The 22,709-nt window shown below is 73.8% G+C and carries 19 protein-coding genes; 17 read left to right on the forward strand and 2 right to left on the reverse strand.

The annotated features are described in order from the left end of the window. The first annotated feature begins 1 nt into the window (after position 1). The 12 genes from ACFWB8_RS04585 to pcaB all read left to right on the forward strand — a co-directional run bounded on the left by ACFWB8_RS04585 (position 2) and on the right by pcaB (position 15,724). Positions 2 to 598 carry an EboA domain-containing protein gene (locus tag ACFWB8_RS04585; RefSeq protein WP_385222636.1) on the forward strand — a complete coding sequence of 199 codons (597 nt, stop codon included), beginning with the start codon at positions 2 to 4 and terminating at the stop codon, positions 596 to 598. Beyond that, positions 598 to 1,446, forward strand: coding sequence for a TatD family hydrolase (locus ACFWB8_RS04590; RefSeq protein ID WP_377779119.1), 849 nt, complete (start codon positions 598 to 600; stop codon positions 1,444 to 1,446). Before ACFWB8_RS04585 ends, ACFWB8_RS04590 begins: the two co-directional genes overlap by 1 nt. Positions 1,447 to 1,449: 3 nt before the next feature. Beyond that, positions 1,450 to 2,628 carry a metabolite traffic protein EboE gene (gene eboE / locus ACFWB8_RS04595; protein ID WP_385222423.1) on the forward strand — a complete coding sequence of 393 codons (1,179 nt, stop codon included), beginning with the start codon at positions 1,450 to 1,452 and terminating at the stop codon, positions 2,626 to 2,628. Next, positions 2,625 to 4,016: an alkaline phosphatase family protein gene (locus ACFWB8_RS04600; RefSeq protein ID WP_385222425.1), complete on the forward strand. Its 1,392-nt coding sequence runs from the start codon at positions 2,625 to 2,627 to the stop codon at positions 4,014 to 4,016. Before eboE ends, ACFWB8_RS04600 begins: the two co-directional genes overlap by 4 nt. A 55-nt stretch (positions 4,017 to 4,071) precedes the next feature. Then, positions 4,072 to 5,592 (forward strand): FAD-dependent monooxygenase, encoded by a 1,521-nt coding sequence (locus ACFWB8_RS04605; RefSeq protein ID WP_385222428.1) that lies wholly within the window; start codon positions 4,072 to 4,074, stop codon positions 5,590 to 5,592. Positions 5,593 to 5,747: 155 nt separating this feature from the next. Beyond that, positions 5,748 to 6,584, forward strand: a complete 837-nt coding sequence (locus ACFWB8_RS04610) for an NAD(P)H-binding protein (protein WP_377779110.1) — start codon at positions 5,748 to 5,750, stop codon at positions 6,582 to 6,584. 55 nt (positions 6,585 to 6,639) lie between these two features. Further along, positions 6,640 to 7,569 (forward strand): alpha/beta fold hydrolase, encoded by a 930-nt coding sequence (locus ACFWB8_RS04615; RefSeq protein ID WP_385222431.1) that lies wholly within the window; start codon positions 6,640 to 6,642, stop codon positions 7,567 to 7,569. A 39-nt stretch (positions 7,570 to 7,608) separates the two neighbouring features. Then, on the forward strand, positions 7,609 to 9,126 hold the full coding sequence (locus tag ACFWB8_RS04620; RefSeq protein ID WP_385222434.1) for an FAD-dependent monooxygenase: 1,518 nt from the start codon (positions 7,609 to 7,611) through the stop codon (positions 9,124 to 9,126). 189 nt (positions 9,127 to 9,315) lie between these two features. After that, positions 9,316 to 9,948 carry a hemerythrin domain-containing protein gene (locus ACFWB8_RS04625; RefSeq protein WP_385222437.1) on the forward strand — a complete coding sequence of 211 codons (633 nt, stop codon included), beginning with the start codon at positions 9,316 to 9,318 and terminating at the stop codon, positions 9,946 to 9,948. A 189-nt stretch (positions 9,949 to 10,137) separates the two neighbouring features. Further along, positions 10,138 to 12,084: an FAD-dependent monooxygenase gene (locus tag ACFWB8_RS04630; RefSeq protein ID WP_385222440.1), complete on the forward strand. Its 1,947-nt coding sequence runs from the start codon at positions 10,138 to 10,140 to the stop codon at positions 12,082 to 12,084. Between the two features lie 248 nt (positions 12,085 to 12,332). Next, positions 12,333 to 14,291, forward strand: coding sequence for an FAD/NAD(P)-binding protein (locus ACFWB8_RS04635; protein ID WP_377779114.1), 1,959 nt, complete (start codon positions 12,333 to 12,335; stop codon positions 14,289 to 14,291). Continuing rightward, a complete protein-coding gene (gene pcaB / locus ACFWB8_RS04640) occupies positions 14,288 to 15,724 on the forward strand; it encodes a 3-carboxy-cis,cis-muconate cycloisomerase (protein ID WP_385222444.1) in 1,437 nt (478 codons plus the stop codon). Before ACFWB8_RS04635 ends, pcaB begins: the two co-directional genes overlap by 4 nt. Positions 15,725 to 15,746: 22 nt before the next feature. On the opposite strand, the gene ACFWB8_RS04645 is transcribed toward pcaB, so the two are convergent. Beyond that, complete coding sequence (locus tag ACFWB8_RS04645) at positions 15,747 to 16,205, reverse strand: carboxymuconolactone decarboxylase family protein (protein ID WP_377779134.1); 459 nt, start codon at positions 16,203 to 16,205, stop codon at positions 15,747 to 15,749. A 339-nt stretch (positions 16,206 to 16,544) separates the two neighbouring features. On the opposite strand from ACFWB8_RS04645, the gene ACFWB8_RS04650 reads away from it, so the two are divergent. From ACFWB8_RS04650 to ACFWB8_RS04670, 5 genes are all read left to right on the forward strand, one after another. Next, entirely contained in the window at positions 16,545 to 17,411 is an 867-nt protein-coding gene (locus tag ACFWB8_RS04650) for a BTAD domain-containing putative transcriptional regulator (protein WP_377779133.1), read from the forward strand. Position 17,412: 1 nt separating this feature from the next. Next, positions 17,413 to 18,111 carry a ScbR family autoregulator-binding transcription factor gene (locus tag ACFWB8_RS04655; protein WP_377779132.1) on the forward strand — a complete coding sequence of 233 codons (699 nt, stop codon included), beginning with the start codon at positions 17,413 to 17,415 and terminating at the stop codon, positions 18,109 to 18,111. A 41-nt stretch (positions 18,112 to 18,152) separates the two neighbouring features. Continuing rightward, the gene (locus ACFWB8_RS04660; RefSeq protein WP_385222448.1) at positions 18,153 to 18,437 is read left to right on the forward strand and encodes an acyl carrier protein; all 285 of its coding nucleotides are present in this window, start codon (positions 18,153 to 18,155) and stop codon (positions 18,435 to 18,437) included. Between the two features lie 311 nt (positions 18,438 to 18,748). After that, the gene (locus ACFWB8_RS04665; RefSeq protein ID WP_385222450.1) at positions 18,749 to 19,570 is read left to right on the forward strand and encodes a BTAD domain-containing putative transcriptional regulator; all 822 of its coding nucleotides are present in this window, start codon (positions 18,749 to 18,751) and stop codon (positions 19,568 to 19,570) included. A 339-nt stretch (positions 19,571 to 19,909) separates the two neighbouring features. After that, positions 19,910 to 22,006, forward strand: a complete 2,097-nt coding sequence (locus ACFWB8_RS04670; RefSeq protein WP_385222638.1) for a condensation domain-containing protein — start codon at positions 19,910 to 19,912, stop codon at positions 22,004 to 22,006. A gap of 145 nt (positions 22,007 to 22,151) precedes the next feature. Here the strand turns inward: ACFWB8_RS04670 and tpg are convergent, their stop codons facing one another. Continuing rightward, positions 22,152 to 22,706, reverse strand: coding sequence for a telomere-protecting terminal protein Tpg (tpg, locus tag ACFWB8_RS04675; RefSeq protein WP_385222453.1), 555 nt, complete (start codon positions 22,704 to 22,706; stop codon positions 22,152 to 22,154). Positions 22,707 to 22,709 lie beyond the last annotated feature (3 nt).

A 22,709-nucleotide genomic window follows, 5' to 3' on the forward strand; every position in this document is an offset into this window, starting at 1 on the left:
GATGGAGTCCAGGATCCCCGCCCCGGGGGGCCGCGCCTGGCTCGTCGCCGCCTTGGACGCCGCCCGCGAGCACCGGGGCGCCGCCGAACCGGCCGGGCTGCCCGTGTGGGAGCTGCGCTTCGCCGAGGCGGGGCGCCGCTGCGGCGGCGACGAGGCCGCCGACCTGGCCCGCGTCCAACTGCTGGAGGCGGCCCGCCCGGACGCCGCCACCGTCGTACGGCTCTACCGGCAGGGCACGGCGGCCGAGCGGCGCGCCGTGCTCCTGGCGCTGCCGCGGCTGTCCCTCGACCCCGCCGACGGGCTGGCGCTGGTCGAGGACGCGCTGCGCACCAACGACACCCGGCTGGTGGCGGCCGCGGTCGGCCCGTACGCGGCCGCGCACCTGGACGCGCACGCCTGGCGGCACGCCGTACTGAAGTGCCTGTTCACCTCGGTCCCCGTGGCCTTCGTCGCCGACCTCGCCCGCCGCGCCGCCGGCGACACCGAGCTGGCCCGCATGCTCCAGGGCCAGGCGGCCGAGCGCACGGCAGCCGGCCGGCCCGTGCCCGCGGACCTCCGTCTCGTACTCACCCTGACCCGAGAGGCAGCGCCGAACTGATGCGCATCTTCGACCCGCACATCCACATGACCTCGCGCACCACCGACGACTACGAGGCGATGTACGCGGCCGGCGTGCGCGCCATCGTCGAGCCGGCGTTCTGGCTGGGCCAGCCGCGCACCTCGCCGGCCTCCTTCTACGACTACTTCGACGCGCTGCTGGGCTGGGAGCCGTTCCGGGCGGCGCAGTACGGCATCACGCACCACTGCACCATCGCGCTCAACCCCAAGGAGGCGAACGACCCGCGCTGCACGCCGGTCCTTGACGAGCTGCCCCGCTACCTCGTCAAGGACAACGTCGTCGCCGTCGGCGAGATCGGCTACGACTCGATGACCCCCGAGGAGGACGCCGCCTTCGCCGCCCAGCTCCAGCTGGCCGCCGACCACGGACTGCCGGCGCTGGTGCACACCCCGCACCGGGACAAGCTGGAGGGGATGCGCCGCACCATCGACGTGGTGCGCGAGTCGGCGCTGGGCGCCGACCGGGTGGTGCTCGACCACCTGAACGAGACGACGGTCAAGGAGGCCAAGGACGCCGGCTGCTGGCTCGGTTTCTCGGTCTACCCCGACACCAAGATGGACGAGGACCGGATGGTCGCCATCCTGCGCGCCTACGGCCCGGAGAAGGTCCTGGTCAACTCGGCGGCCGACTGGGGCAAGAGCGACCCGCTCAAGACCCGCAGCGTCGCCGACGCCATGCTGGCGGCCGGCTTCGACGAGGACACCGTCGACCTGGTGCTGTGGCGCAACCCCGTCGCCTTCTACGGCCTCAGCGGACGCCTGAACCTCCAGACCCCGCAGCCCGCGGCCCTGCACGCCGGCAACTCGATACTCCGCGGCGGGGAATGACCGATGCGTTTTCGGCACCCCGACGGATCCACCGTCCACCTCGCCTACTGCACGAACGTGCACCCCGCGGAGAGCCTGGACGGGGTGCTGGCCCAGCTGCGCGAGAACTGCGAGCCGGTCCGGCTGCGGCTGGGCCGCGAGCGCCTCGGCATCGGCCTGTGGCTGGCCAGGGACGCGGCCCGCACCCTGACCGCCGACCCGGCGGCGCTCGGCCGGCTGCGCGATGAGCTGGAGCGCCGCGGCCTCGAGGTCGTCACCCTCAACGGCTTCCCGTACGAGGGCTTCGGCGCCGAGCACGTCAAGTACCGGGTGTACCGGCCCGACTGGACCGAGCCCGAGCGGCTCGCGTACACCGAGGACCTCGCGGCGGTGCTCGCCGCCCTGCTGCCCGCGGACGCCTCCCACGGATCGATCTCCACGCTCCCGCTGGCCTGGCGCACCCCCTACGAGGAGGACCCGCGGGCCGCGGACGCCGCCCGCGGGGCCCTGCTGCGGCTCGCCGCGCACCTCGACGAGCTCCACGAGCGGACCGGCCGCTCCATCCGGGTCGGCCTGGAACCCGAGCCCGGCTGCACGGTGGAGACCACCGCCGACGCCGTCGCCACGCTGGCTTCGGCCGCCGGCGAGCGGATCGGGCTGTGCCTGGACACCTGCCACCTCGCCACCTCCTTCGAGGAGCCGAAGACCGCCCTCGACGTGCTGGCCGAGGCCGGCATCCCGGTGGTCAAGGCCCAGCTGTCGGCGGCCCTGCACGCCGAGCACCCGCACCTGCCCGAGGTGCGCGCCGCGCTCGCCGCGTACGCCGAGCCCCGCTTCCTGCACCAGACGCGCACCCTGGACCGCCAGGGCCGGCTGCACGGCGCCGACGACCTCGGCGAGGCCCTGTCCGGTGGCGCGCTGCCCGACACCGGGCCCTGGCGGGCCCACTTCCACCTGCCCCTGCACGCGGACCCGGCGCCGCCGCTCGCCTCCACCCTGCCCGTGCTGCGCGAGGCGCTGACGGGGCTCCTCGGCTCGGGCCCGGCCCGTACGCACCACCTGGAAGTGGAGACGTACACCTGGCAGGCCCTGCCGGCCGGGCTGCGGCCCGACGGCCCGGCCACGCTCGCCGACGGCATCGCCGCCGAACTCGCCCTCGCCCGCGACCTGCTCACCGACCTGGGACTGACGGAGCTGACATGACGCAGACCACCGAACCCACGCCCCTGCTCGTCGTGGACGTGGTCGGCCTGACCCCCCGGCTGCTGGAGCACATGCCCCGCCTGACGGAGCTGGCCGCCGCCGGTTCGCGGGCCCCGCTGGGCACCGTGCTGCCCGCGGTGACCTGCTCGGCCCAGGCCACCTTCCTGACCGGAGCGCTGCCCAGCGAGCACGGCATCGTCGGCAACGGCTGGTACTTCCGCGACCTGGGCGAGGTGCTGCTGTGGCGCCAGCACAACGCCCTCGTCGGCGGGGACAAGATCTGGGACGCGGCCCGCCGCTCCCACCCCGGCTACACCGTCGCCAACATCTGCTGGTGGTACGCGATGGGCGCCGACACCGACATCACGGTCACCCCGCGCCCGGTCTACTACGCCGACGGACGCAAGGAACCCGACTGCTACACCCGCCCGCCGCAGCTGCACGACGAGCTCACCGAGCGCCTGGGCACCTTCCCGCTGTTCCACTACTGGGGGCCGGGCGCCGACCTCGTCTCCTCCCGGTGGATCGTCGACGCCACCCGGCACGTCCTCGCCACGCGCAGCCCCGACCTCGCCCTGTGCTACCTGCCCCACCTCGACTACGACCTCCAGCGCTTCGGCCCCGACGACCCCCGCTCCCACCGGGCCGCCGCCGACCTCGACCGGACGCTGGCCCCGCTGCTGGACGACGCCCGCCGCGCCGGGCGCACCGTCGTCGTCCTGTCCGAGTACGGCATCACCCCGGTCAGCCGGCCCGTCGACATCAACCGCGCCCTGCGCCGGGCCGGGCTGCTGGAGGTCCACGTCCAGGACGGGATGGAGTACCTCGACCCGGCGGCGTCGCGGGCGTTCGCCGTCGCCGACCACCAGATCGCCCACGTCTACGTGCGCCGCCCCGAGGACGTGGACGCCACCCGCGAGGCCCTGCGGGACCTGCCCGGCCTCGGTGAACTCCTCGACGACCACGGCAAGAAGGAGCACGGACTGGACCACCCGCGCTCCGGGGAGCTCGTCGCCGTGGCGGAGCCGGACGCGTGGTTCACGTACTACTACTGGCTCGACGACGCCCGCGCGCCCGACTTCGCCCGCCAGGTGGAGATCCACCGCAAGCCCGGCTACGACCCGGCCGAGCTGTTCATGGACCCCGAGGACCCCTACGTCAAGGTGAAGGCGGCCCGGGCGCTCGCCCGCAAGAAGCTCGGGATGCGCTACCGGATGGCTGTCGTTCCGCTCGACCCCTCGCCCGTGCGCGGCAGTCACGGCCGGCTGCCCGCGCAGGAGGCCGACGCCCCCCTGCTGATCTGCTCCCGGCCGGAAGGTGTGGGCGGCCCGGTGGAGGCGACCGGGGTCAAACCGCTGCTGCTGCGGCTGGCGGGACTGGCCGGCTGAGGCGCCCGCAGGCGGGATTCAGCCAGGGCTCCACCAGAACTGACCACGATTCCGGATGAACCACTTCGCCGAACGCACGAGTCTGCACGAGGAGAGCGAACCCATGGGCAAGGACGTAATAGTCGTCGGCGCGGGTCCGGTCGGGCTGATGCTTGCCGGTGAGCTCCGGCTCGGTGGTGTGGACGTCGTCCTGTACGACAAGCTGCCCGCGCCGAGCGGCGAGTCCCGCGGCCTGGGCTTCACCGGACGCACGGCCGAGGTGTTCGCGCAGCGCGGACTGCTCTCGCGCATCGGGGAGTTCCGCTGGGGCCAGCACGGGCACTTCGGCGGCGTGCGGATCAACTTCGACTCCCTGGAGGAGAGCCACTACGGGGTGATGGGCCTGGCCCAGTCCCGTACCGAGTCGATGCTCGGCGACTGGCTGGAGGAGATCGGCGTACCCGTCGTGCGGGGGCACGAGCTGGTCGGCTACCGCGAGAGCGGGGACTCCGTCGTCGTCGAGTTCGAGGGACCCGACGGCCGGGTCGAGGAGAGCGCCTCGTACCTGGTGGGCTGTGACGGCGGCAAGAGCACCCTGCGCGAGCTGGCCGGCATCGCCTTCCCCGGCGAGGAGGCCACCCGCGGCATGTACCTGGCCGATGTCGTCGGCGCGAACATCCGCCCGCGTCCCATCGGCGAGCGGATCCCCGGCGGCGGCATGGTCCTGTCCGTCTCCACCAAGCCGGGCACCGATCGCATCGTCGTCCACGAGCCGGGCGTGCGCCCGCACCACGGCGAGGGCGAGCTGACCTTTGCCGAACTCGCCGACGCCTGGCAGCGGGTCACCGGCGAGGACATCCACGGGGCCTCGGCCAGCTGGATGACCGCGCTCACCAACGCCCAGGGCCAGGCCGAGGTGTACCGGCGCGGCCGGGTCTTCCTCGCCGGCGACGCCGCGCACGACCACGCCCCGATGGGCGCCCAGGGCGTCAGCGTGGGCCTCCAGGACGCCGTCAACCTCGGCTGGAAGCTGGCCGCGACGGTCAAGGGCTGGGCCCCCGAGGGCCTGCTGGACACCTACCAGTCCGAGCGCCACCCGGTGGGCGTCAAGCTGCTGCGCAACACCCTCGCCCAGTCGCTGCTGTACCTGAGCGGCGAGGAGATGGAGCCGCTGCGCGCCGTCCTGCGCGAGCTGGTGCAGATCCCCGAGGCGGCGCGCCACCTCGCCGGCGAGGTCAGCGGGCTCGACATCCGCTACGAGGTCGGAGCGACGGGCCACCCGCTGCTGGGCCTGCGCGTGGAGCCGGGCCTGGAGCTGCGGCTCGCGGACGGCGGCGTGACGACGGTGGCCGAACTGCTGTACCCGGCCCGGGGCGTGCTCGTCACCACCGAGGGCTTCGCGCAGGAGCGCGAGACCGCCGCCGGGTGGGCCGACCGGATCGACATCGTCACCGGCGCATGGAGCCGTACGGAGACCGCGGGCGGCATCCCCGTGCCGGGCGCGGTGCTGATCCGCCCCGACGGGTACGCCGTCTGGGCGGCCCCGGACGGCGGCGACCTGTCGGACGCGCTCAAGGGCTGGTTCGGCCCGGCCTGAGCGACCGCACCCCCGCGCCCCACCCCCACGAGCGCGGACACCCCCCGAACACCATCCCCGTACGCGGCGGACCGGCCCGGTCGAGTGACCGGGCCGGTCCGCAGCCCGTCGAGCACGGCCAGCCGTCACCCGAGCGTCCCGGAGGGACCCCCGTCATGACCATCCTCGTCACCGGAAGCCGCGGCAAGGTCGGCTCCCACCTCATCGGCCTCCTGCACGCCCGCGGCATCGCCGTCCGGGCCGGCTCGGCCGACCCGTCGAAGCTTTCGCTGCCCGAGGGCGTGGAGTCCGTACCGCTCGCCCTGGACGACGCGTCCGGCTTCCGGGCGGCGCTGGCCGGCGTCGAGTCCGTCTTCCTGTACTGCGAGCCCAGCGAGATCGACGCGTTCGTCAAGGAGGCCGAGGCCGCCGGGGTCCGGCACGTGGTGATCATGTCCTCGGACGCGGTGCTGCTCCCGGACGCCGCCGACAACTGCATCGCCGCCCCGCACCTGGTCGTCGAGCAGGCGCTGGAGGCCTCCACCATCACGGCGACCGCCTTCCGCTGCGGCGCCCTCGCGGGCAACTGCCTGCCCTGGGCGTGGGCCCTCAAGGGCGCGGGCTTCGTCAGCCTGCCCTTCCCCGACAGCTACGCCGACCCGGTCAACGAGAAGGACATCGCCGAGGCCGCACTGGCCGCGCTCACCGAACCCCGGTTCCAGGGACGCTCTTACCACCTCACCGGGCCCCAGGCGCTCACCTTCGCCGAGCAGGTCCGCACCGTCGAGGAGGCCGCCGGCCGCGCGATCCCGGTGCGCGTCGTGGCGCCCGAGGAGTGGAAGGCGGGCCGCGCCGGCTACATCCCCGCCGACATCGCCGACGAGCTGCTCGTCCTGTGGTCCAAGGACACCGAGCCGCTGCCGCTCACCGGCGACATCGAAGAGCTGACCGGCCACCCCGGCCGCACCTTCGCCCTGTGGGCCGAGGAGAACGCCCCCGCGTTCCGCGGCTGACGGACCGCCCCCGTACGGCCGCCCCAGCACAGCACAGAGCCGAGAAAGGTACGAGATGACGACGGTGGACGAGCACACGGGCTCGATCGAGGATCTGACCGGGCTGGAGAGCCCGACCGACGAGGAACTGGCGAGATCGCTTCCGGGTGACTTCAGAAGCATGTACGCGGACCTGGACGGCGTACGGCTGCACTACGTCGCCGGCGGCGAGGGCGAGCCGCTGGTCCTGCTGCCCGGCTGGCCGCAGACCTGGTGGGAATTCCGCAAGATCATGCCCGAGCTCGCCCGCCGCTACCGCGTCATCGCGGTCGACCTGCGCGGGATGGGCGGCTCCAGCCGCCCCGAGGGCGGCTACGACAAGAAGTCGATGGCCGCGGACATCCGCGCCCTGGTCCACCACCTCGGCTACCAGAGCGTCAACGTGGCCGGCCACGACATCGGCGCCATGGTCGCGTTCAGCCTCGCCGTCAACCACCCCGAGGCCGTCCGCAAGCTCGCCCTGCTCGACGTCATGCACCCGGGCGAGAGCAAGTATTCGATGCCGCTGCTGCGCCGCCCCGGCACCGGGGTCTCCATGTGGTGGTGGGCCTTCAACCAGACGAAGGACCTGCCGGAGAAGCTGATCGCCGGCCGGATGCGGCACGTCGTCGACTGGATCTTCGCGAACTCCCTCTACGACCAGGACTCGGTCAGTCCGTGCGACCGGGCCATCTTCGCCCGCGCCTACGACACCCCCGAGCAGATCCGGGCGACCAACGGCTGGTACCGGGCCTTCCCGCAGGACATCGAGGACATGGCGACGTACGACAAGGTCACCGTGCCGGTGCTCGGGATCGCCTCCCCCGTGAGCCACGAGGAGTTCGAGCAGGTGCTCCCCTCGCTGGCCCCCGACGTGCGGGTGGTGAAGCTGTACGAGACCCTGCACTGGCTCCCCGAGGAGCAGCCCGAGCCGGTCATCCGGCTGCTGACGGAATTCTTCGCCTGACCGACCTTCATCCATCTGCTGCACGAGGAGAACGAAGCCATGGGCAAGGACGTAATAGTCGTCGGCGCGGGTCCGGTCGGGCTGATGCTCGCCGGCGAGATCCGGCTCGGCGGCGCGGACGTCGTCGTCTTCGAGAAGCTGCCCGCGCCGAGCGGCGAGTCACGCGGCGTCGGCTTCACCAAGCGTGCGGCCGAGGTGTTCGACCAGCGCGGGCTGCTCGCCCGGTTCGGCGAGGTCGAGTACGCGCAGGGCCACTTCGGCGGCGTGCGCATCGACTTCAGCAAGCTCGACGACAACCACTACAGCGTGCGCGGGATCCCGCAGTTCCGCACCGAGGCCCTGCTGGAGGCCTGGGTGCGCGAGATCGGGGTCACCGTCCGCCGCGAGCACGAGGTGGTCGGCTTCCGGGAGAGCGCGGACGGCGTCGTCGTCGAGTACGAGGGTCCGGACGGGCGGGGCGAGGAGAGCGCCTCGTACCTGGTGGGCTGTGACGGGGCGCGCAGCATCGTGCGCAAGCTGGCCGGCATCGACTTCCCCGGGTGGGAGGCCACCCGGGGGATGTACATGGCCGACCTGGTCGGGGCGAACATCCGCCAGCGGCCGATCGGCGAGCAGGTCCCGGGCGGCATGGTCATGGCCTTCAACCTCGAGGACGGCGTGGACCGCATCGTCATCCACGACGAGAAGCTGCGCCCGCACGAGGACAAGAGCAAGCTGACCTTCGCCGAGATCGCCGACGCCTGGCAGCGGATGACGGGCGAGGACGTGCACGGCGCGGAGGCCCGGTGGGTGAGCTCCTTCACCGACACCACGCGCCAGGCCTCCGAGTACCGCAGCGGGCGGGTGTTCCTCGTCGGGGACGCCACCCACATCCACATGCCGGCCGGCGCGCAGGGCATGAGCGTGGGCGTCCAGGACGCCGCCAACCTCGGCTGGAAGCTGGCCGCGACGGTCAAGGGCTGGGCCCCCGAGGGCCTGCTGGACACCTTCCAGTCCGAGCGGCACCCGGTGGGCGAGGGGCTGATGCGCAACACCCGCGCGCAGACCCGCCTGTACCTGAGCGGCGAGGAGATGGAGCCGCTGCGCGCCGTCATGCGCGAGCTGGTGGAGATCCCTGAGGTGGCCCGGCACCTGGCGGGACTGGTCAGCGGGATCGACGTCCGCTACGACATGGGCGCCCCGGGGCACCCGCTGGCCGGGCTGCGGCTGCCCGACCACGAGCTGCAGCGCGCGGACGGCGCCCGTACCCGGGTCGCCGAACTGCTGCACGCGGCCCGCGGCGTACTGGTGCTCACCGGCGGCGAGGGCGACGCGGAGCTGAAGGAACTGGCCGGGGCCTGGTCGGACCGGGTCGACGTGGTCGAGGGGCGCTGGGACCCGGAGCTGACGCCCGGCGGGCTGCGGCTGCCCGAGGCCGTGCTGCTGCGGCCCGACGGCCACGTGGCGTGGGCCGCGCCGGACGGCGGCAGCCTTCGAGCGGCGCTGGAGGCCTGGTTCGGGACCGCTCGAGAGACGGTGGAGAGCGCCGCCGGGGCGCAGCGGGGCGCCGTACTGTGAAGGGCACGGGCCCGCCGGGTGGCGAGGGCCGCCGGGGGTCGGGCGTGAGGTACGGCGTGACGGGGAGCTGAGCGCGCGGACACGTCCCTTCCCCCAGACTGCCCGGCACTTGCCCTGAGCGGCGCCGCCCGGTGAGTCGGGAGTGCCCGCCGTGACGCGGCGGGCACGGGGACCTCGGAAGGAAGAACCATGAGCGCCACTTTCAAGCACGACATGACCATGATGTTCGTCATCCACGACGCGCTGCGACGGGAGCTGGAGCACCTGGCCAAGGTGGCCGCCCGCACCAGCGACGACCCCGTCACCATCCTGCGCACCGCCGCGGGCTGGGAGATGTTCAAGTCCTACCTGCACGTCCACCACGGCGCCGAGGACGAGGCGCTGTGGCCGGGCATCCGGGAAGCGCTCGCCGGCCGCCCCGACGACCTCGCGGTCGTCGAGGCGCTGGAGGCCGAGCACCTGACCATCGACCCGATGCTGGACGCGATCGACGCCGCGCTGGTCGACCCGGCGGGGCACGAGCGCCTCGGTGACCTGGTCGACGCCCTCGTCACGGGCCTCGGCGGGCACTTCAAGCACGAGGAGGACGAGGGGCTGCCGGTCATCGACGACGTCGCGACCCCGCCGCTGCTCATGGGCTTCGGCCAGGCCCACGCGCAGCGCATCGGCCCCGACAACCCGCGGTACCTGCCGTGGCTGCTCGACGGCGCTTCCGAGTCGGACAGCGCGACCGTGCTGCGGGTGCTGCCGGAGCCGGCCCGCGCCGCGTACGAGAACGCGTGGGTCCCCGCCTACGCGAAGATCAACCGCTGGAGCATCTGACCCGGCACCGGGCGCCATCCGAAGGGCGGCCAGATCACCGAGCTCGCAGCGGTGGCCTGGCCGCCCGTCGGTCTGTCCGGGGCATGTCCCAGGCCGCCTCCTGCGACGCCGCCCCGTGCTCTTCCCCCCGCGAGTTCCAGTCCAGCACGCATCCCCGGGTACCCCGAGTACCCGAGTGAGGAGATCCGGATGAGCGATGAGACCCTGCGCGTGGCGGTCGTCGGCGCGGGCATCGGCGGCCTGGCCGCGGCGATGGCGCTGCGCCGGGCCGGCCTGGAGGCCGACGTGTACGAGCAGGCCCCGGAGCTGTCGGAGGTCGGGGCCGGGCTGCACCTGGCGCCCAACGGGGCCCGGCTGCTGCACCGGTTCGGGCTGGAGGAGCGGCTGCGGGAGGTCGCGGTGCGCCCCGAGGCCCTGGAGATCCGGCTCTGGGACAGCGGCCTGGCGGTGAACCGGCAGCCGTTGGGAGCCGCCTGGGAGGCCGAGTACGGCAGCCCGCACTACACGGTCCACCGCGCGGACCTGCACCGGATCCTCGCCGACCAGGTCCCCGCCGAGACGGTGCACCTGGGCCGGCGCCTCGTCGGTTTCGAGGAGGACGAGGACGGGGTGCGCCTCGACTTCGAGGACGGCACCCGCGGGCGGGCCGATCTCCTGGTCGCGGCCGACGGAGTGCACTCCGTGGTGCGCCGCCGGCTCGCCGCCGCGTCCGACGCCCCGGTGTGGTCGGGTACCGCCGCGATCCGCGGGGTGGTGCCCGTGGAGCTGCTGCCCTCGCTGGGCGGGCGGGCCGCCGACACCATGTACGTGTGGACCGGCGCGCGGGAGCGGCTGCTCGCCGCCCCGGTCCGCTCCGGGCGCGAACTGTCCTTCGTCGCCGTGGTGGCGGACACCGCCGACCGCGGGGACTCCTGGACCCGGCGGGGCGACGGGCGCGAGCTGGCGGCGGCCTTCGCCGGCTGGGAGCCCGCCGTACGGGAACTGGCCGGGGCCGTGGCCGAGGCCGGGCACTGGTCCCTGTACGACCGCGAGCCGCTGGCCCGTTGGAGCACGGCGCGCACCACCCTGCTCGGGGACGCGGCCCATCCGATGCTCCCCCACCACGGCCAGGGCGCCAGCCAGGCCATCGAGGACGCGGTGGCGCTGGCCGGTTTCCTGCGGCGCGAGCCGGACGGTCCGGGCCGGGTCGCCGCCGCCCTGCGCCGGTACGAGGAGCTGCGCCGGCCCTACACCGCCGGGGTGGCCGAGGGCGCCCGCGCGGGCGGCGCGCAGCGGATCGGCAAGGGCGGCCCCGCTCCGGCCGGCGGCGGACAGGCTCCGCAGCCCGGGCAGCCCGGGCAGCCCGGGCAGCCCGGACAGCCCGGACAGGCGCCCGCGGCGTCGATGCACGCGGTGGTGGAAGCGGTGGACCGGATCCAGCGCTACGACGTCGTGGCGGCGGTGGCCGAGGCGGCGTCGGCCGGCCTCAACCCCGGCGCCCGCATGTACCAGGAGTTCCTCTCGGCCCACGACATACTGCGCCGGGGCACGGAGCTGGTCGCCGGCTCCTTCCAGTGCCTGACCGACGGCGCGGCCGTCGACATCCCCACCCTGGTGTGGACGGCCGGCTGGCTGGTGGAGCTGACCCACCACCACCACATCAGCGAGGACGACCTGTTCTGGCCGGTGCTGCGCGAGCTCTACCCGCAGGCGGGTGCGCACTTCGACACCCTCAAGGACGAGCACGCGGAACTGAACGCGGAACTGGACGCCCTGCAGGCGGCCGTGGACGAGCTTGCCGCGCTGGGCCCGCTCGCCACCCTCGCCTCCGCGGGCCGGCCGGCCCGCGAGGGCGCGGCGGCCGCGCGCCGCGTGCAGAAGGTGCTCGCCGCCCACCTCGACACCGAGGAGCCGGTCGTACGGGACCTGTTCCCGGGGGTCAGCGGCAGCGAGATCGACCGGCTGCGCAAGGCCATCCTCGCGGGCGGCCCGCAGGGCGGCGGGCACATGGTCTTCGGGCTGCTGGAGGACCCGGTCCTGGCGCGCGGCTACGACCTGCTGGTGGAGAACTTCCCGCCGGCCGTCCACGAGGCCAGGCCCCAGCTCATCGGGCAGTACCGGCAGGTGGTGCGGGACCTGGGCCTGGGTCCCCGCTGACCCCCGCCCGGCCGGAGCCCGGCACCGAAGCCCCCCCAGGCCGCCGACCTGGGGGGCGTCGTTCGGCAGTCGGTCTTCTCCGGCATGCCTCCTGAGCCGCTCTTGAGCGCCTCCTGAGCGCCTCTAGCAGTGTGATCCAGCCTGGGTTTCGGAACGGAACGGCTCTGACCGGGCCGTCGTGGGGCACTGCCCCGAGCTCCGACCGACGTGGATGGCACACCGGATACACGGACCAGTGGAGAGTGACCATGACCAGCCGGCAGCTCGACGTCTGCCTCATCGGCGCCGGACCCCGCGGGCTCTCCGTTCTCGAACGGATCTGCGCGCAGGCCGCCGAAGGGGGTGAGGAACCCATCACCGTCCACGTGGTCGACCGCTGCCCACCGGGCCCGGGGCAGGTGTGGCGCACGGACCAGTCGCAGCACCTGCTGATGAACACGGTGGCCAGCCAGGTCACGCTGTTCACCGACGAGAGCGTGACGCTGAAGGGACCGCTGTCCCCCGGCCCCAGCCTCTACGAATGGGCGCGCTTCCTGACGCTCATGGGTCCGGTCGACGACTGGAACCACCCCGAGTCGGTGATGGCCGAGGCCCGCGCCCTGGGCCCCGACTCGTACCCGACCCGCGCCTTCTACGGCCACTACCTGGAATGGGTGTTCAGACGGGTCGTCAAGACCGCCCCGGACCGGGTCCGCACCGTCGTCCACGGCTCCGGCGCGGTGGCTCTGGACGACGACCCGCGCACGGGCACGCAGAGCGTACGGCTCGCCGACGGCACCCGCCTCGACGGGCTGCACGCCGTCGTGCTCGCCCAGGGGCACGTGCCCGTACGGGAGTCCAGGAGCCAGCGCGAGCGCGCCGGCTTCGCCCGCCGCAACGGACTGCACTACGTCACCCCCGTGAACCCGGCGGAGGCGGACCTCTCGGCGGTGCGCCCCGGGGAGACGGTGGCGCTGCTGGGCCTGGGCCTCAACTTCTTCGACTACATGGCGCTGTTCACCCACGGCCGTGGCGGCCGCTTCGAGCGGCAGGGCGAGCGCCTGGTCTACCTGCCCTCGGGACGGGAGCCGAAGCTCGTCGCCGGGTCCCGGCGCGGCATGCCCTTCCACTCGCGCGGCGAGAACCAGAAGGGCGCGCACGGCCGCCACATGCCGCTCGTCCTGACCCCGGAGACGGTCCGCGCGCTGCAGAGCAGGTCCCGGCGTGAGGGCGGGCTGGACTTCCGCCGGGACCTGTGGCCGCTGATCGCCCGCGAGACCGAGACGGTGTACTACACCGCGCTGCTGGCCGCCGAGGGACGGCACACCGAGGCCGGGGCGCTGCGCACGGCCTATCTGGGAGCCTCCCCGGGCAGCTCGCGCGAGGAGGAGGTCCTCGACCGGTTCGGTATCGCCGCCGACCGGCGCTGGGACTGGGCCCGCATCGCCAAGCCGTACGAGGGGCAGGTGTTCAGCGAGCCCGGGGACTTCCGTGCCTGGCTCCTGGACCACCTGCGCGAGGACCTGGCCGCGGCCCGCGAGGGCAACGTGGACGGGCCGCTGAAGGCTGCCCTGGACGTGCTGCGGGACCTGCGCAACGAGGTCCGCCAGATCATCGACCACGGCGGGCTGAGCGGCGGCTCCTACGGGCGGGACCTGGACGGCTGGTACACCCCGCTCAACGCCTTCCTCTCCATCGGGCCGCCCGCGAGCCGGATCGAGGAGGCCATCGCGCTGATCGAGGCGGGCGTCCTGGAGGTGCTCGGTCCGGAGACCCGGCTGCGGCGCCTCAACGACGCCGAGGGTGCCTTCACGGTGGAGTCCGCCCTCGTGCCCGGCTCCCTGGTCCGGGCGGACACGCTCATCGAGGCGCGCCTGCCGGAGATCGACCTGCGCTCCACCTCCGACCCGCTGCTGCTCCACCTGCTCGGCACCGGCCAGTGCCGCACGTACAGGATCCCCGGACCCGGCGACGAGGTGCACGAGACGGGCGGGCTGGACGTGACCCGTGCGCCGTTCCACGTGGTGGACGCGGCGGGCCGGCCGCATCCGGCGCGCTACGCGTACGGGGTGCCGACCGAGTGGGTGCACTGGGTCACCGCGGCGGGCATCCGCCCCGGCGTGGACTCCGTGACCCTCCAGGACTCGGACGCCATAGCCGACGCGGTCCTGGGCCTGCTCCAGGACAGCGAGAGCGTCCTCGCCCCGGTCGGGGAGCTGGCCAGGTGACACTGCCGCCCGGCATCGACTCCGGTCTGCTGAGCCCCGTACGCGCGGGAACGGCGGCGGAGGCGGCGACTTCCGACGAGGCCTGGCTGCAGGCGATGCTCGACGCCGAGGCCGCCCTGGTGCGGTCCCAGGCCGATCTGGGGACCGTGCCCAAGGAGGCGGCCCGCGTCATCTCCGAGCTGGCCGTACGGGAGCACCTGGACCTGGTCGCCGTCGCGCGCGGCAGCCGGGAGACGGCCAACCCGGTGGTGGGGCTGGTGCGGGAGTTCACGGCCGTGGTGGCCGCGCACTCCCCCGAGGCGGCCGAGTTCGTGCACCGCGGTTCCACCAGCCAGGACATCTTCGACACCGCGCTGATGCTGGTGTCCGCCCGGGTCGTGGACCTGATCACGGCCGATCTGGACGCGGTGGCGGGCGCCCTGCGCACGCTCGCCGCCGGGCACCGCGACACGGCGCTGGCCGGTCGCACGCTGGGCCTGCACGCGGTGCCGACCACCTTCGGCCTGAAGGCCGCCGGGTGGCTGGTGGCGGTGGAGCAGGCGGCGGCGCGGCTGCGCCGGCTGCGGGCCGAGGGGCTTCCCGTCCAACTGGGCGGCGCGGCCGGGACGCTGGCGGGCTACGTGGAGTACGCCAGCGGCGGCCCGCACGCGGTGGCGGACCCGCAGGGGTACGCGCCGCGCCTGGTCGAGCGGTACGCCGCCGAGTGCGGGCTGGGCGCGCCGCGGCTGCCGTGGCACACGGCCCGTACCCCGATCGCTGCGCTGGGCGCCGAACTGGCCCTGGCCACCGGCGTCCTGGGCAAGATCGCGGTGGACGTCCAGTCGATGGCGCGCACCGAGGTCGGCGAGGTGGCCGAACCGGCGGTGGCGGGCCGCGGGATCTCCTCGGCCATGCCGCACAAGCGCAATCCCGTACTGGCCACGCTGATCCGCTCGGCGGCCCTGCAGGTGCCCGCGTACGCGAGTGTGCTCGCGCAGGCCATGCTCTCGGAGGACGAGCGGTCCGCGGGTGCCTGGCACGCGGAGTGGCTGCCGCTGCGCGAGTGCCTGAGGCTGGCCGGCGGCGCTGCCGCGACGGCCCGGGAACTGGCCCTCGGGCTGCGGGTCCACCCGGAGCGGATGCGGGCCAACCTGGAGCTGACCGGGGGGCAGATCGTCAGCGAGCGGCTGGCGGCGGTCCTGGCGCCGTTGCTGGGGAAGGCCGAGGCCAAGGAGCTGATGAGCGAGGCTTCGGCCGAGGCCGCGGCCTCGGGGCGCCCGCTCGCGGAGGTCCTGGCGGCCTCCGGGGTGCTCGGGCGCCACTACGGCGCCGAGGCCCTGGCGGCCCTGCTGGATCCGGCCGGCTACACGGGCGCGGCCGCGGTGCTGACGGACGCGGTGCTGACGGACGCGGTGCGGTCGGGCGCTGCGGCGAAGAGCGCCGTGGGCGGCTGAGCCGCCGCCGGCGCGGCCGGGCTCAGCCCCAGGCGGCGCCGGCGACCTGGCGGGTGGCGACGTTGATGCGGTTCCAGACGTTGACGGTGGAGATGGAGAGGATGAGCGCCGCGAGCTGCTGCTCGTCGTAGTGCTTGGCGGCCTCCTCGTAGACCTCGTCCGGGACCGCGTTGCTGGTGTCCGCGACGCGGGTGACGGCTTCGGCGAGGGCGAGGGCGGCGCGCTCGGCGTCGTCGAAGTAGGGGGTGTCGCGCCAGCCGGCGATCGCGTGGATGCGCTCGTCGGTCTCCCCGAGCTTCTTCGCGATCTTGGGGTGCATGTCGAGGCAGACCCCGCACGCGTTGATCTGGCTGGCCCGGATGTGGGCGAGCTCCAGGGTGCGCTCGCTGATGCCGGTGGCGGTGACGGCCTTGCCCATGGCCTGCAGGGCCTGCATCGCGCCGGGGACCACGATGGCGGGGTTGCCCATACGTGCGTTCATCAGGGACTCCTCGGGGGGTGGGGGCTCGGGTGCCCCGTTTTATGCCGGTACCGCTATGACGGATCCGGCTCCGCGAATGTGACTGTGCAGGGGACAACGCGCAGGGGGCCGTTTCGGCACGGTCTCAAAAACAACCGCTTGGACTGTTTCTGGCGGGGGTATGGAGCGTTCGGTATCGACAATCTCCCCCTCCATGGAGCCCCTTTTCTCAACTCCCGTCCCTGTTCAGGGTGATGATCGAGCGTTCCGGGCGAAAACGGTACGACCGGTTTGGTGTTGACAAACCGGCCGTGCTGTTTTCTACTGGCGGTGGTTCATCCACGGACAGGGGAGTAGGGCGTGGACATCACGGTTCTGGGCGCGCTTGCGGTGCGGGTGAACGGGGTCTCGATCACGCCGACCGCTCCCAAGCCCCGCCAGGTTCTTGCACTGCTGGCCCTGCACGCGGACCAGGTGGTCCCGGTCTCGGCCCTGACCGAGGAGCTGTGGGCGGGCAAGCCGCCGCGCAGCGCGCGGACCACCTTGCAGACGTACGTCCTGCAGCTGCGGGCGATGATCTCCACGGCCCTGGGCCAGGGAGAGGGCGCCGAGGCCGCGGGCGAGTCCGGCGGCGAGGACGGGACGCCCGTGCGCACCGCGAAGGACGTCCTGGTCACGCTCCCGGGCGGCTACCTCCTCGACAGCGGCGGCGCGGCCAGCGACATCCGGGAGTTCGACCGGCTCGCGGGCATGGGCTACCGGGCCATGGACGCCGGGGACTTCCCCGGCGCCGCCCGCCTGCTGCGCGAGGCCCTCGCCCTGTGGCAGGGACCCGCCTTCGCCGACGTACAGGGCGGCGCCCAGCTGGAGATGGAGACGCGGCGGCTGGAGGAGAGCCGGCTGTGCGCGCTGGACCAGCGCATCGACGCCGACATCCGGCTCGGCCGCCACCGCGAACTGCTGGCCGAGCTCACCGTGCTGGCCAGCCGCTACCGCACCCACGAGAACCTGCACGGGCAGTTCATGCTCGCCCTGCACCGCTCCGGCCGCCGCGGCGAGGCACTGGACGTCTACCAGCGGCTGCGCGCCACCCTCGTACGGGAACAGGGCCTGGAGCCCTCCACCGCCCTGCGGGCCCTGCAGCGCTCCATCCTCATGGCCGGCCCCGAGCACCCCGTGAAAGCCGCCCCCGACGCGACGGACACCCGACTCGCCCGCGTGGGCTGACGTGGCATTGGCACGGAGCACCACCGGCCCCGCCGCCGGGCGCAGCGCCAGGTCGGTGCAGGCGCGCTCGGAGCGGACCCGCCGCAGGCTCGTCCACGCGGGCGCCCAGCTGTTCCAGCGCAACGGGTACGCGAACGCGACGCTCGGCGACATCGCCGTGGCGGCCGGGGTCACCAAGGGCGCGCTGTACTTCCACTTCGCCTCCAAGGACGAGCTCGCCGAGGCGGTGCAGGAGCGCGGCGGCGCCATGCTCAGCGCAGAGGCGCACGCGCTGCGCAGCCGGGGTGTCCCGCCGCTCCAGACGCTGGTCGACCTCACCCACTGGCTGGCCAGGACCCTGCACGAGGAGCCGGCCCTCCCCGCGAGCTTCAGGATCACCAAGGAGTGCGCGGGCAGCGAGCCGCCCGTCACCGACTTCCACCGGGCCTGGCTCACCACGGTGTGCGAGCTGCTGCGGGAGGCCCGCGACGCGGGCGAGCTGCGCGCCGACCGCTGGGAGGGCATCGAGTCGGCGGTGGCCGCGGCCGCCTGCGGCATCGAGGTGATGGCGGGGATCGGCATGCCGTACGGGGAACTCCGGCGCAGGGTGAGCGCGTTGTGGCTCCTGCTGCTGCCCGGCCTCGTGCCGGCGGGGTGTGCGGCGCAGTACCGTACTTCGGTCGCGGACACCGAGTCGGCGCTGACGGCGCCCTGGACGTGAACGTGACCCACCGCACCACCGGTTAGCCGAAGGAGCCACCGATGACGAGTGACCCCCGTGATCCGCAGCAGTCGCCCGCCGCGCCCGACGAGGTGCTGGCCGTCCTCCTCGGGGTGCTCGGCGAGGTGCTGAGGATCCCTTCGGACCGGATCGACCCGGACCAGAGCTTCCGCACCCTGGGACTGGACTCCCTGCTGACCGCGCAGTTCGTCGCCCTGGTCAACCAGCGCTACGGGGCCGGGGTGGAGCCCACCGACCTGTACGAGTACCCGACCCCGGCGGCGTTCGCCGACCTGGTCGTGTGCGAGGCGGTCCACACTCCCTGAACACCCCCTGAGCACCCCTGACCGTGCCTGGTCACAGCGCCCCCCGCCGCACCACGGCGGGGGGCGCCGTCGTGCGCGCACGCGCGCGCCGCGAGGAATTCCGGTGAAGTCACCGGGGTCTTTCGGATACGTGTTCCGGCCTTAATCCCCGCAGTGGAAGCAGGCGGCCGGGCGCCTTCCCGCACACGGCCGCCCGCGAAGGGCGGTGGATATCCGCTCAAGAATTCCACGGTCGGGTTCAAGTCGCCGCTACCGTGCCTGAGTCGACGTCCGAAAATCGATGAGAACTCGGCGACGTCCGGAGGGAAGCCGTGGAGATTCAGGTACTGGGTCCGTTGAGTGCGGAGGTCAACGGGGGTTCGGTCGTTCCGTCGGCGGGAAAGCCGCGGCAGGTGCTCGCATTGCTTGCGTTGTATCCGGGCCGTGTGGTGCCGGTGCCGACACTGATGGAGGAGATCTGGGGTTCGGGGCTGCCGCAGAGCGCGCTCACGACGCTGCAGACGTACATCCTGCAGCTGCGCAGACGCCTCGGCGCGGCGCTCGGACCGGCCGCGCCCGGGGGCGCCAAGGAGGTGCTCGCCACACGGCACGGGGGCTACGTGCTGCAGGTCCCGCCGGAGAGCGTGGACGTCCACGGGTTCGATCGGCTGGTCGCGGGGGGCCAGTCGGCGTTCGAGGACGGCGACGACGAGCGCGCGGCCGGCCTGCTGCGCTCCGCGCTGCAGCTGTGGCAGGGCCCCGCGCTGGTGGACGTACGGGTGGGGCCGATCCTGGAGATCGAGGTGATGCGCCTCGAGGAGAGCCGGCTGGTGACCGTCGAGCGGCGCATCGACGTCGACCTGCGCCTCGGCCGGCACACGGAGGTGCTGGCGGAGCTGACCGAGCTCATAGCGCGCCACAGACAGCACGAGGGGCTGCACGCCCAGGCGATGGTGGCGCTCTACCGTTCAGGCCGCCAGGCGGGCGCGCTGGACGTCTTCCGGCGGCTGCGGACGCGGCTGATCGACGAACTGGGAGTGGAGCCCTCACCCCAGTTGCAGCGGCTGCACCAGGCCATGCTGGCGGTCGATCCCGCGCTCGACGTGGCGGCCGGGCCACGGCGCACCTCGACCTTCGACCTGTACGCGGCGTAATCCCCCGCCGAACTGCCCGGATAACGCCGTCCGATCAATGTTCCGTGGAATTCTGATCATTCTCCACCGGAATCCTGCCAGAGTTCGGCAGGATTCCGGTCGGAAATGGGCCGGAATCCCGGCGGAATGATGACGGAGTCCCGCCGGAGTCGCGCCGGAATCCCGGACCGATCCCCCGGCCGGACCCCGGCTTAACTCCGCCTGAATTCTGGCGCGCTAGTCCATAATTCGTAGAACTGCCGTGCACACGACGCTCGCGGGGGCGCCGTGCCGGCGTCGTGCGCTCCCTTTCCACGTCTGTGTTCCCAGCCAGGGAGGAGCTGATGGACCGTGACGCAGATGAGCGTGGTCATCGCTCCAGGGCCGCCGCCTTCCCTGGATCTGCTCGGACCGCTGTCCTCGGCGGCCCTGCAGGCGGCGCTCTCGCTGTTTCCGCCGTTCACCCCGGCCCTGCGCCGGCACAGCGCGACGCACCACAGCCTGATCCTGCCGCCGCCCCCCTTCCCGGCCGGGCCGCTCGTGGACCTGCTCACCTCGCTCCCCCAGCAGCCCGGGAGCGCGATCCCGGCAGCCCAGCCGGTGGCTGACGCCCGCACCGAGCCCGCCGAGGGCGGCCCCGCCGCTCCCGCTCCCGGACGCGCCGCGCGTCCGCCGGCCGGGCCGGTCACACCCCTTCAGCAGGACCTGCTGCTCGACACGGTGGCCCATCCCGGGCACGGGCTGCACGTCGGGCAGGTGCACTGGCGCTGGCGCGGGCCCTTCGACCTCGAACGCTTCTCCGAGGCCTGGCAGTCCGTCTTCGGCTCCGAGGCGGTCCTGCGGGCGGCGCTCGGGCCGGCCCGGGCCGGATCCCGGGCCGGGGGCGGCGCCGCCCCCGGTGCGGCGCCCGCCGTGTTCGTGCACGCCCACGCGGCCCCCGAGATCGTGTGGCACCCGGCCGGCAGCGGCGCCGACTGGCCCGCCCTGCTGGCGAGCGAGCGGCGGCGGGAGTTCGACGTGTCCCGGCCCGGTCCGCTGCGCATCGCCCTGGTCGACGAGGGCGCCGCCACCCGGATCCTCGTCACCCACCACCAGGCCTTCGTCGACGGCCGCAGCATGCGCCTGCTCCTCGACGCCTTCTATCGCGCCTACCTCGCCGACGGGCGTCCCGTGGGCGGTGAGCGCCGCCCCGACCTGCGCGACCACCTCCAATGGCTCTCCGCCCGGGACTTGGCGCCCGCCCGCGCCTACTGGGCCGGGGCCACTCCCCCGCGCGGCGCCGCCACCCTGCCCGCGCGCACCGGGGCCCGCCCGACCGGCGGGGAGGGGCACGGCGTGGGCCGCCGGCGCCTGACCCCGTACGAGGCCGCGCGGCTGCGGGACTGGGCCGCGAGCCACGGCGCCGCCGAGAGCACCGCCCTGCACGCCGTGTGGGCGCTGCTGCTGCACCGGGCGACGGGGGAGCGGCACGTCGCCTTCGCCGTCGCCTCTTCCGGCCGGGGCATCGCCCTCGACAGCGTGGAGCGGCTCCCGGGCCCGCTGCAGGTGGCGCTCCCCCGGCACGCGGTCGTCGAGCCCGGCGGTCTCGTCACCCGGCTGCTCGCCGACCTGACCGGCCGCGCGCTGGACGCCGCCACCTACGAGTGGGTCTCCCCCGGGCAGATCCACGCCTGGGCCGGCCGCGCCCCCTACGAGGCCGAACTCACCGAATCCCTCCTCGCGTTCGAGCCCCCGGCCGGCAGCGAACGGCCGCACACGGCCCGCGCCTCCCGGGAGTCGCTGAGCGAGGCCCTCGCGGAGGAGGGCGTACGGGTCGACCCCGTCGAGGCCGTCGGACCGTACACCGGGGCGCCGTTCAGCCTCAGCGCCGGGCACGACGGAGAGGGCGGCCTGGTGCTCACCGCCGTCCACGACCGGGCCCGGATCAGCGACTGCGACGCCGCCGAGATCCTCGCGCAGACCGCCCGGCTGATGCGCGAACTGCCGGCCACCGCACGGGAGTCCACCACCGTCGCCGAGGCCCTCGCGGTGCTCCACGGCGCCCCCGTACCGCATACGGCGGCCCGGCCGTCCGCGCCGCTGCGCACGCTCCGGGCGCCGGCCCACCCCGGCGCGGGCACCGTCTGCCTGATACCGCCGCCCGACGCGCCGCCCGGCTGCTACGACGCCCTGGCACGGATCTACCCCGGGCCGCAGGCGCTGGCGACCCTGCCGGACGGCGCCCCGGCCGACGCGGCCGCCTGCCTCGCCGCGCTCCGGCCGGCGCTGGCCGCGGGGCCGCCCCTGCTGCTCGGCTGCTTCTCCGGGGCGGCCGGCCTCGCCGCCGAGGTCGCCGAGCGCATCGCGGAGCAGGGCTGGCAGCCGCCGCTGGTCGCCGTCGCGGGAACCCCCGACGGGGGCGCCGACTCGGTCCGCGAGCTCGCCCGTACCCTCATGGCGGCGGCCCAGCGTCGATGATGAGGCCCGGACACGGTCGAAAACCGCTGTACGGCCGCCTGGCGGCCTCCCGTGTGATCCAGAGTCATATCCCATGGGAGGGTGGGAGATCGCCCCGTAAGACCCCCGTTCTGGGGATCGCTTTTGTCGGATTCAGGAGTAAAGTCTAGAAAGTGAAGTCGACGTAGTCGATGTCGGTGAACTCGACGAGGAGCCCCTGGGCGCGGGCGCCGTGGTCCTTGAAGTAGATCTCCTGAAGTCCCTCGGCGGCGATCCGCCGCAACTGGCTCTCGGCGGCCCCGGCCGCCTGCGCCGCGAAGAGCCGCTCCGCGTAGTCCGCCGGCAGGTGCTGGGTGATCCGGCGCATCCGGCCGTCGTCGGTGGTGCCGGGCGCGGCGCTGAAACCGAACCGTGCCCGGGTCTCGATGACCAGGCCGGTGGTCTTCGCCGCCTTGGCGCGGGCCCGCTTGCGCACCAGCGGCTGCCAGCGGCGGCGTACCTCGGTCGCGAGGCGGGTGGCGAGCGCCGGCTTGGGCTGCTTGATCTGGTCCTTCACATAGCGCTCGACCGTGCGCCGGGAGATGGCGAGGAGGTCCGCCACGGCCTTGGTGGACTTGAGCTGCTTCACCAGGAAACGCACCTGGGCGCCCGCGGACTTGGGGATCGGACGGGTGAAGTGCTGCTCGTCGGCGCGTTCGAGGCTGTCGCTGATCTCGGGCATGGG

Source organism: Streptomyces sp. NPDC060031 (genome assembly GCF_042736805.1).
Lineage (GTDB): Bacteria > Actinomycetota > Actinomycetes > Streptomycetales > Streptomycetaceae > Streptomyces.

Excerpts from the sequence above, each read along its gene's own strand:
- ACFWB8_RS04585 (WP_385222636.1), top strand. The coding sequence starts at position 2 with ATGGAGTCCAGGATCCCCGCCCCGGGGGGCCGCGCCTGGCTCGTCGCC.
- ACFWB8_RS04590 (WP_377779119.1), top strand. The coding sequence starts at position 598 with ATGCGCATCTTCGACCCGCACATCCACATGACCTCGCGCACCACCGAC.
- eboE (WP_385222423.1), top strand. The coding sequence starts at position 1,450 with ATGCGTTTTCGGCACCCCGACGGATCCACCGTCCACCTCGCCTACTGC.
- ACFWB8_RS04600 (WP_385222425.1), top strand. The coding sequence starts at position 2,625 with ATGACGCAGACCACCGAACCCACGCCCCTGCTCGTCGTGGACGTGGTC.
- ACFWB8_RS04605 (WP_385222428.1), top strand. The coding sequence starts at position 4,072 with ATGAACCACTTCGCCGAACGCACGAGTCTGCACGAGGAGAGCGAACCC.
- ACFWB8_RS04610 (WP_377779110.1), top strand. The coding sequence starts at position 5,748 with ATGACCATCCTCGTCACCGGAAGCCGCGGCAAGGTCGGCTCCCACCTC.
- ACFWB8_RS04615 (WP_385222431.1), top strand. The coding sequence starts at position 6,640 with ATGACGACGGTGGACGAGCACACGGGCTCGATCGAGGATCTGACCGGG.
- ACFWB8_RS04620 (WP_385222434.1), top strand. The coding sequence starts at position 7,609 with ATGGGCAAGGACGTAATAGTCGTCGGCGCGGGTCCGGTCGGGCTGATG.
- ACFWB8_RS04625 (WP_385222437.1), top strand. The coding sequence starts at position 9,316 with ATGAGCGCCACTTTCAAGCACGACATGACCATGATGTTCGTCATCCAC.
- ACFWB8_RS04630 (WP_385222440.1), top strand. The coding sequence starts at position 10,138 with ATGAGCGATGAGACCCTGCGCGTGGCGGTCGTCGGCGCGGGCATCGGC.
- ACFWB8_RS04635 (WP_377779114.1), top strand. The coding sequence starts at position 12,333 with ATGACCAGCCGGCAGCTCGACGTCTGCCTCATCGGCGCCGGACCCCGC.
- ACFWB8_RS04645 (WP_377779134.1), bottom strand. The coding sequence starts at position 16,205 with ATGAACGCACGTATGGGCAACCCCGCCATCGTGGTCCCCGGCGCGATG.
- ACFWB8_RS04660 (WP_385222448.1), top strand. The coding sequence starts at position 18,153 with ATGACGAGTGACCCCCGTGATCCGCAGCAGTCGCCCGCCGCGCCCGAC.
- ACFWB8_RS04670 (WP_385222638.1), top strand. The coding sequence starts at position 19,910 with ATGAGCGTGGTCATCGCTCCAGGGCCGCCGCCTTCCCTGGATCTGCTC.
- tpg (WP_385222453.1), bottom strand. The coding sequence starts at position 22,706 with ATGCCCGAGATCAGCGACAGCCTCGAACGCGCCGACGAGCAGCACTTC.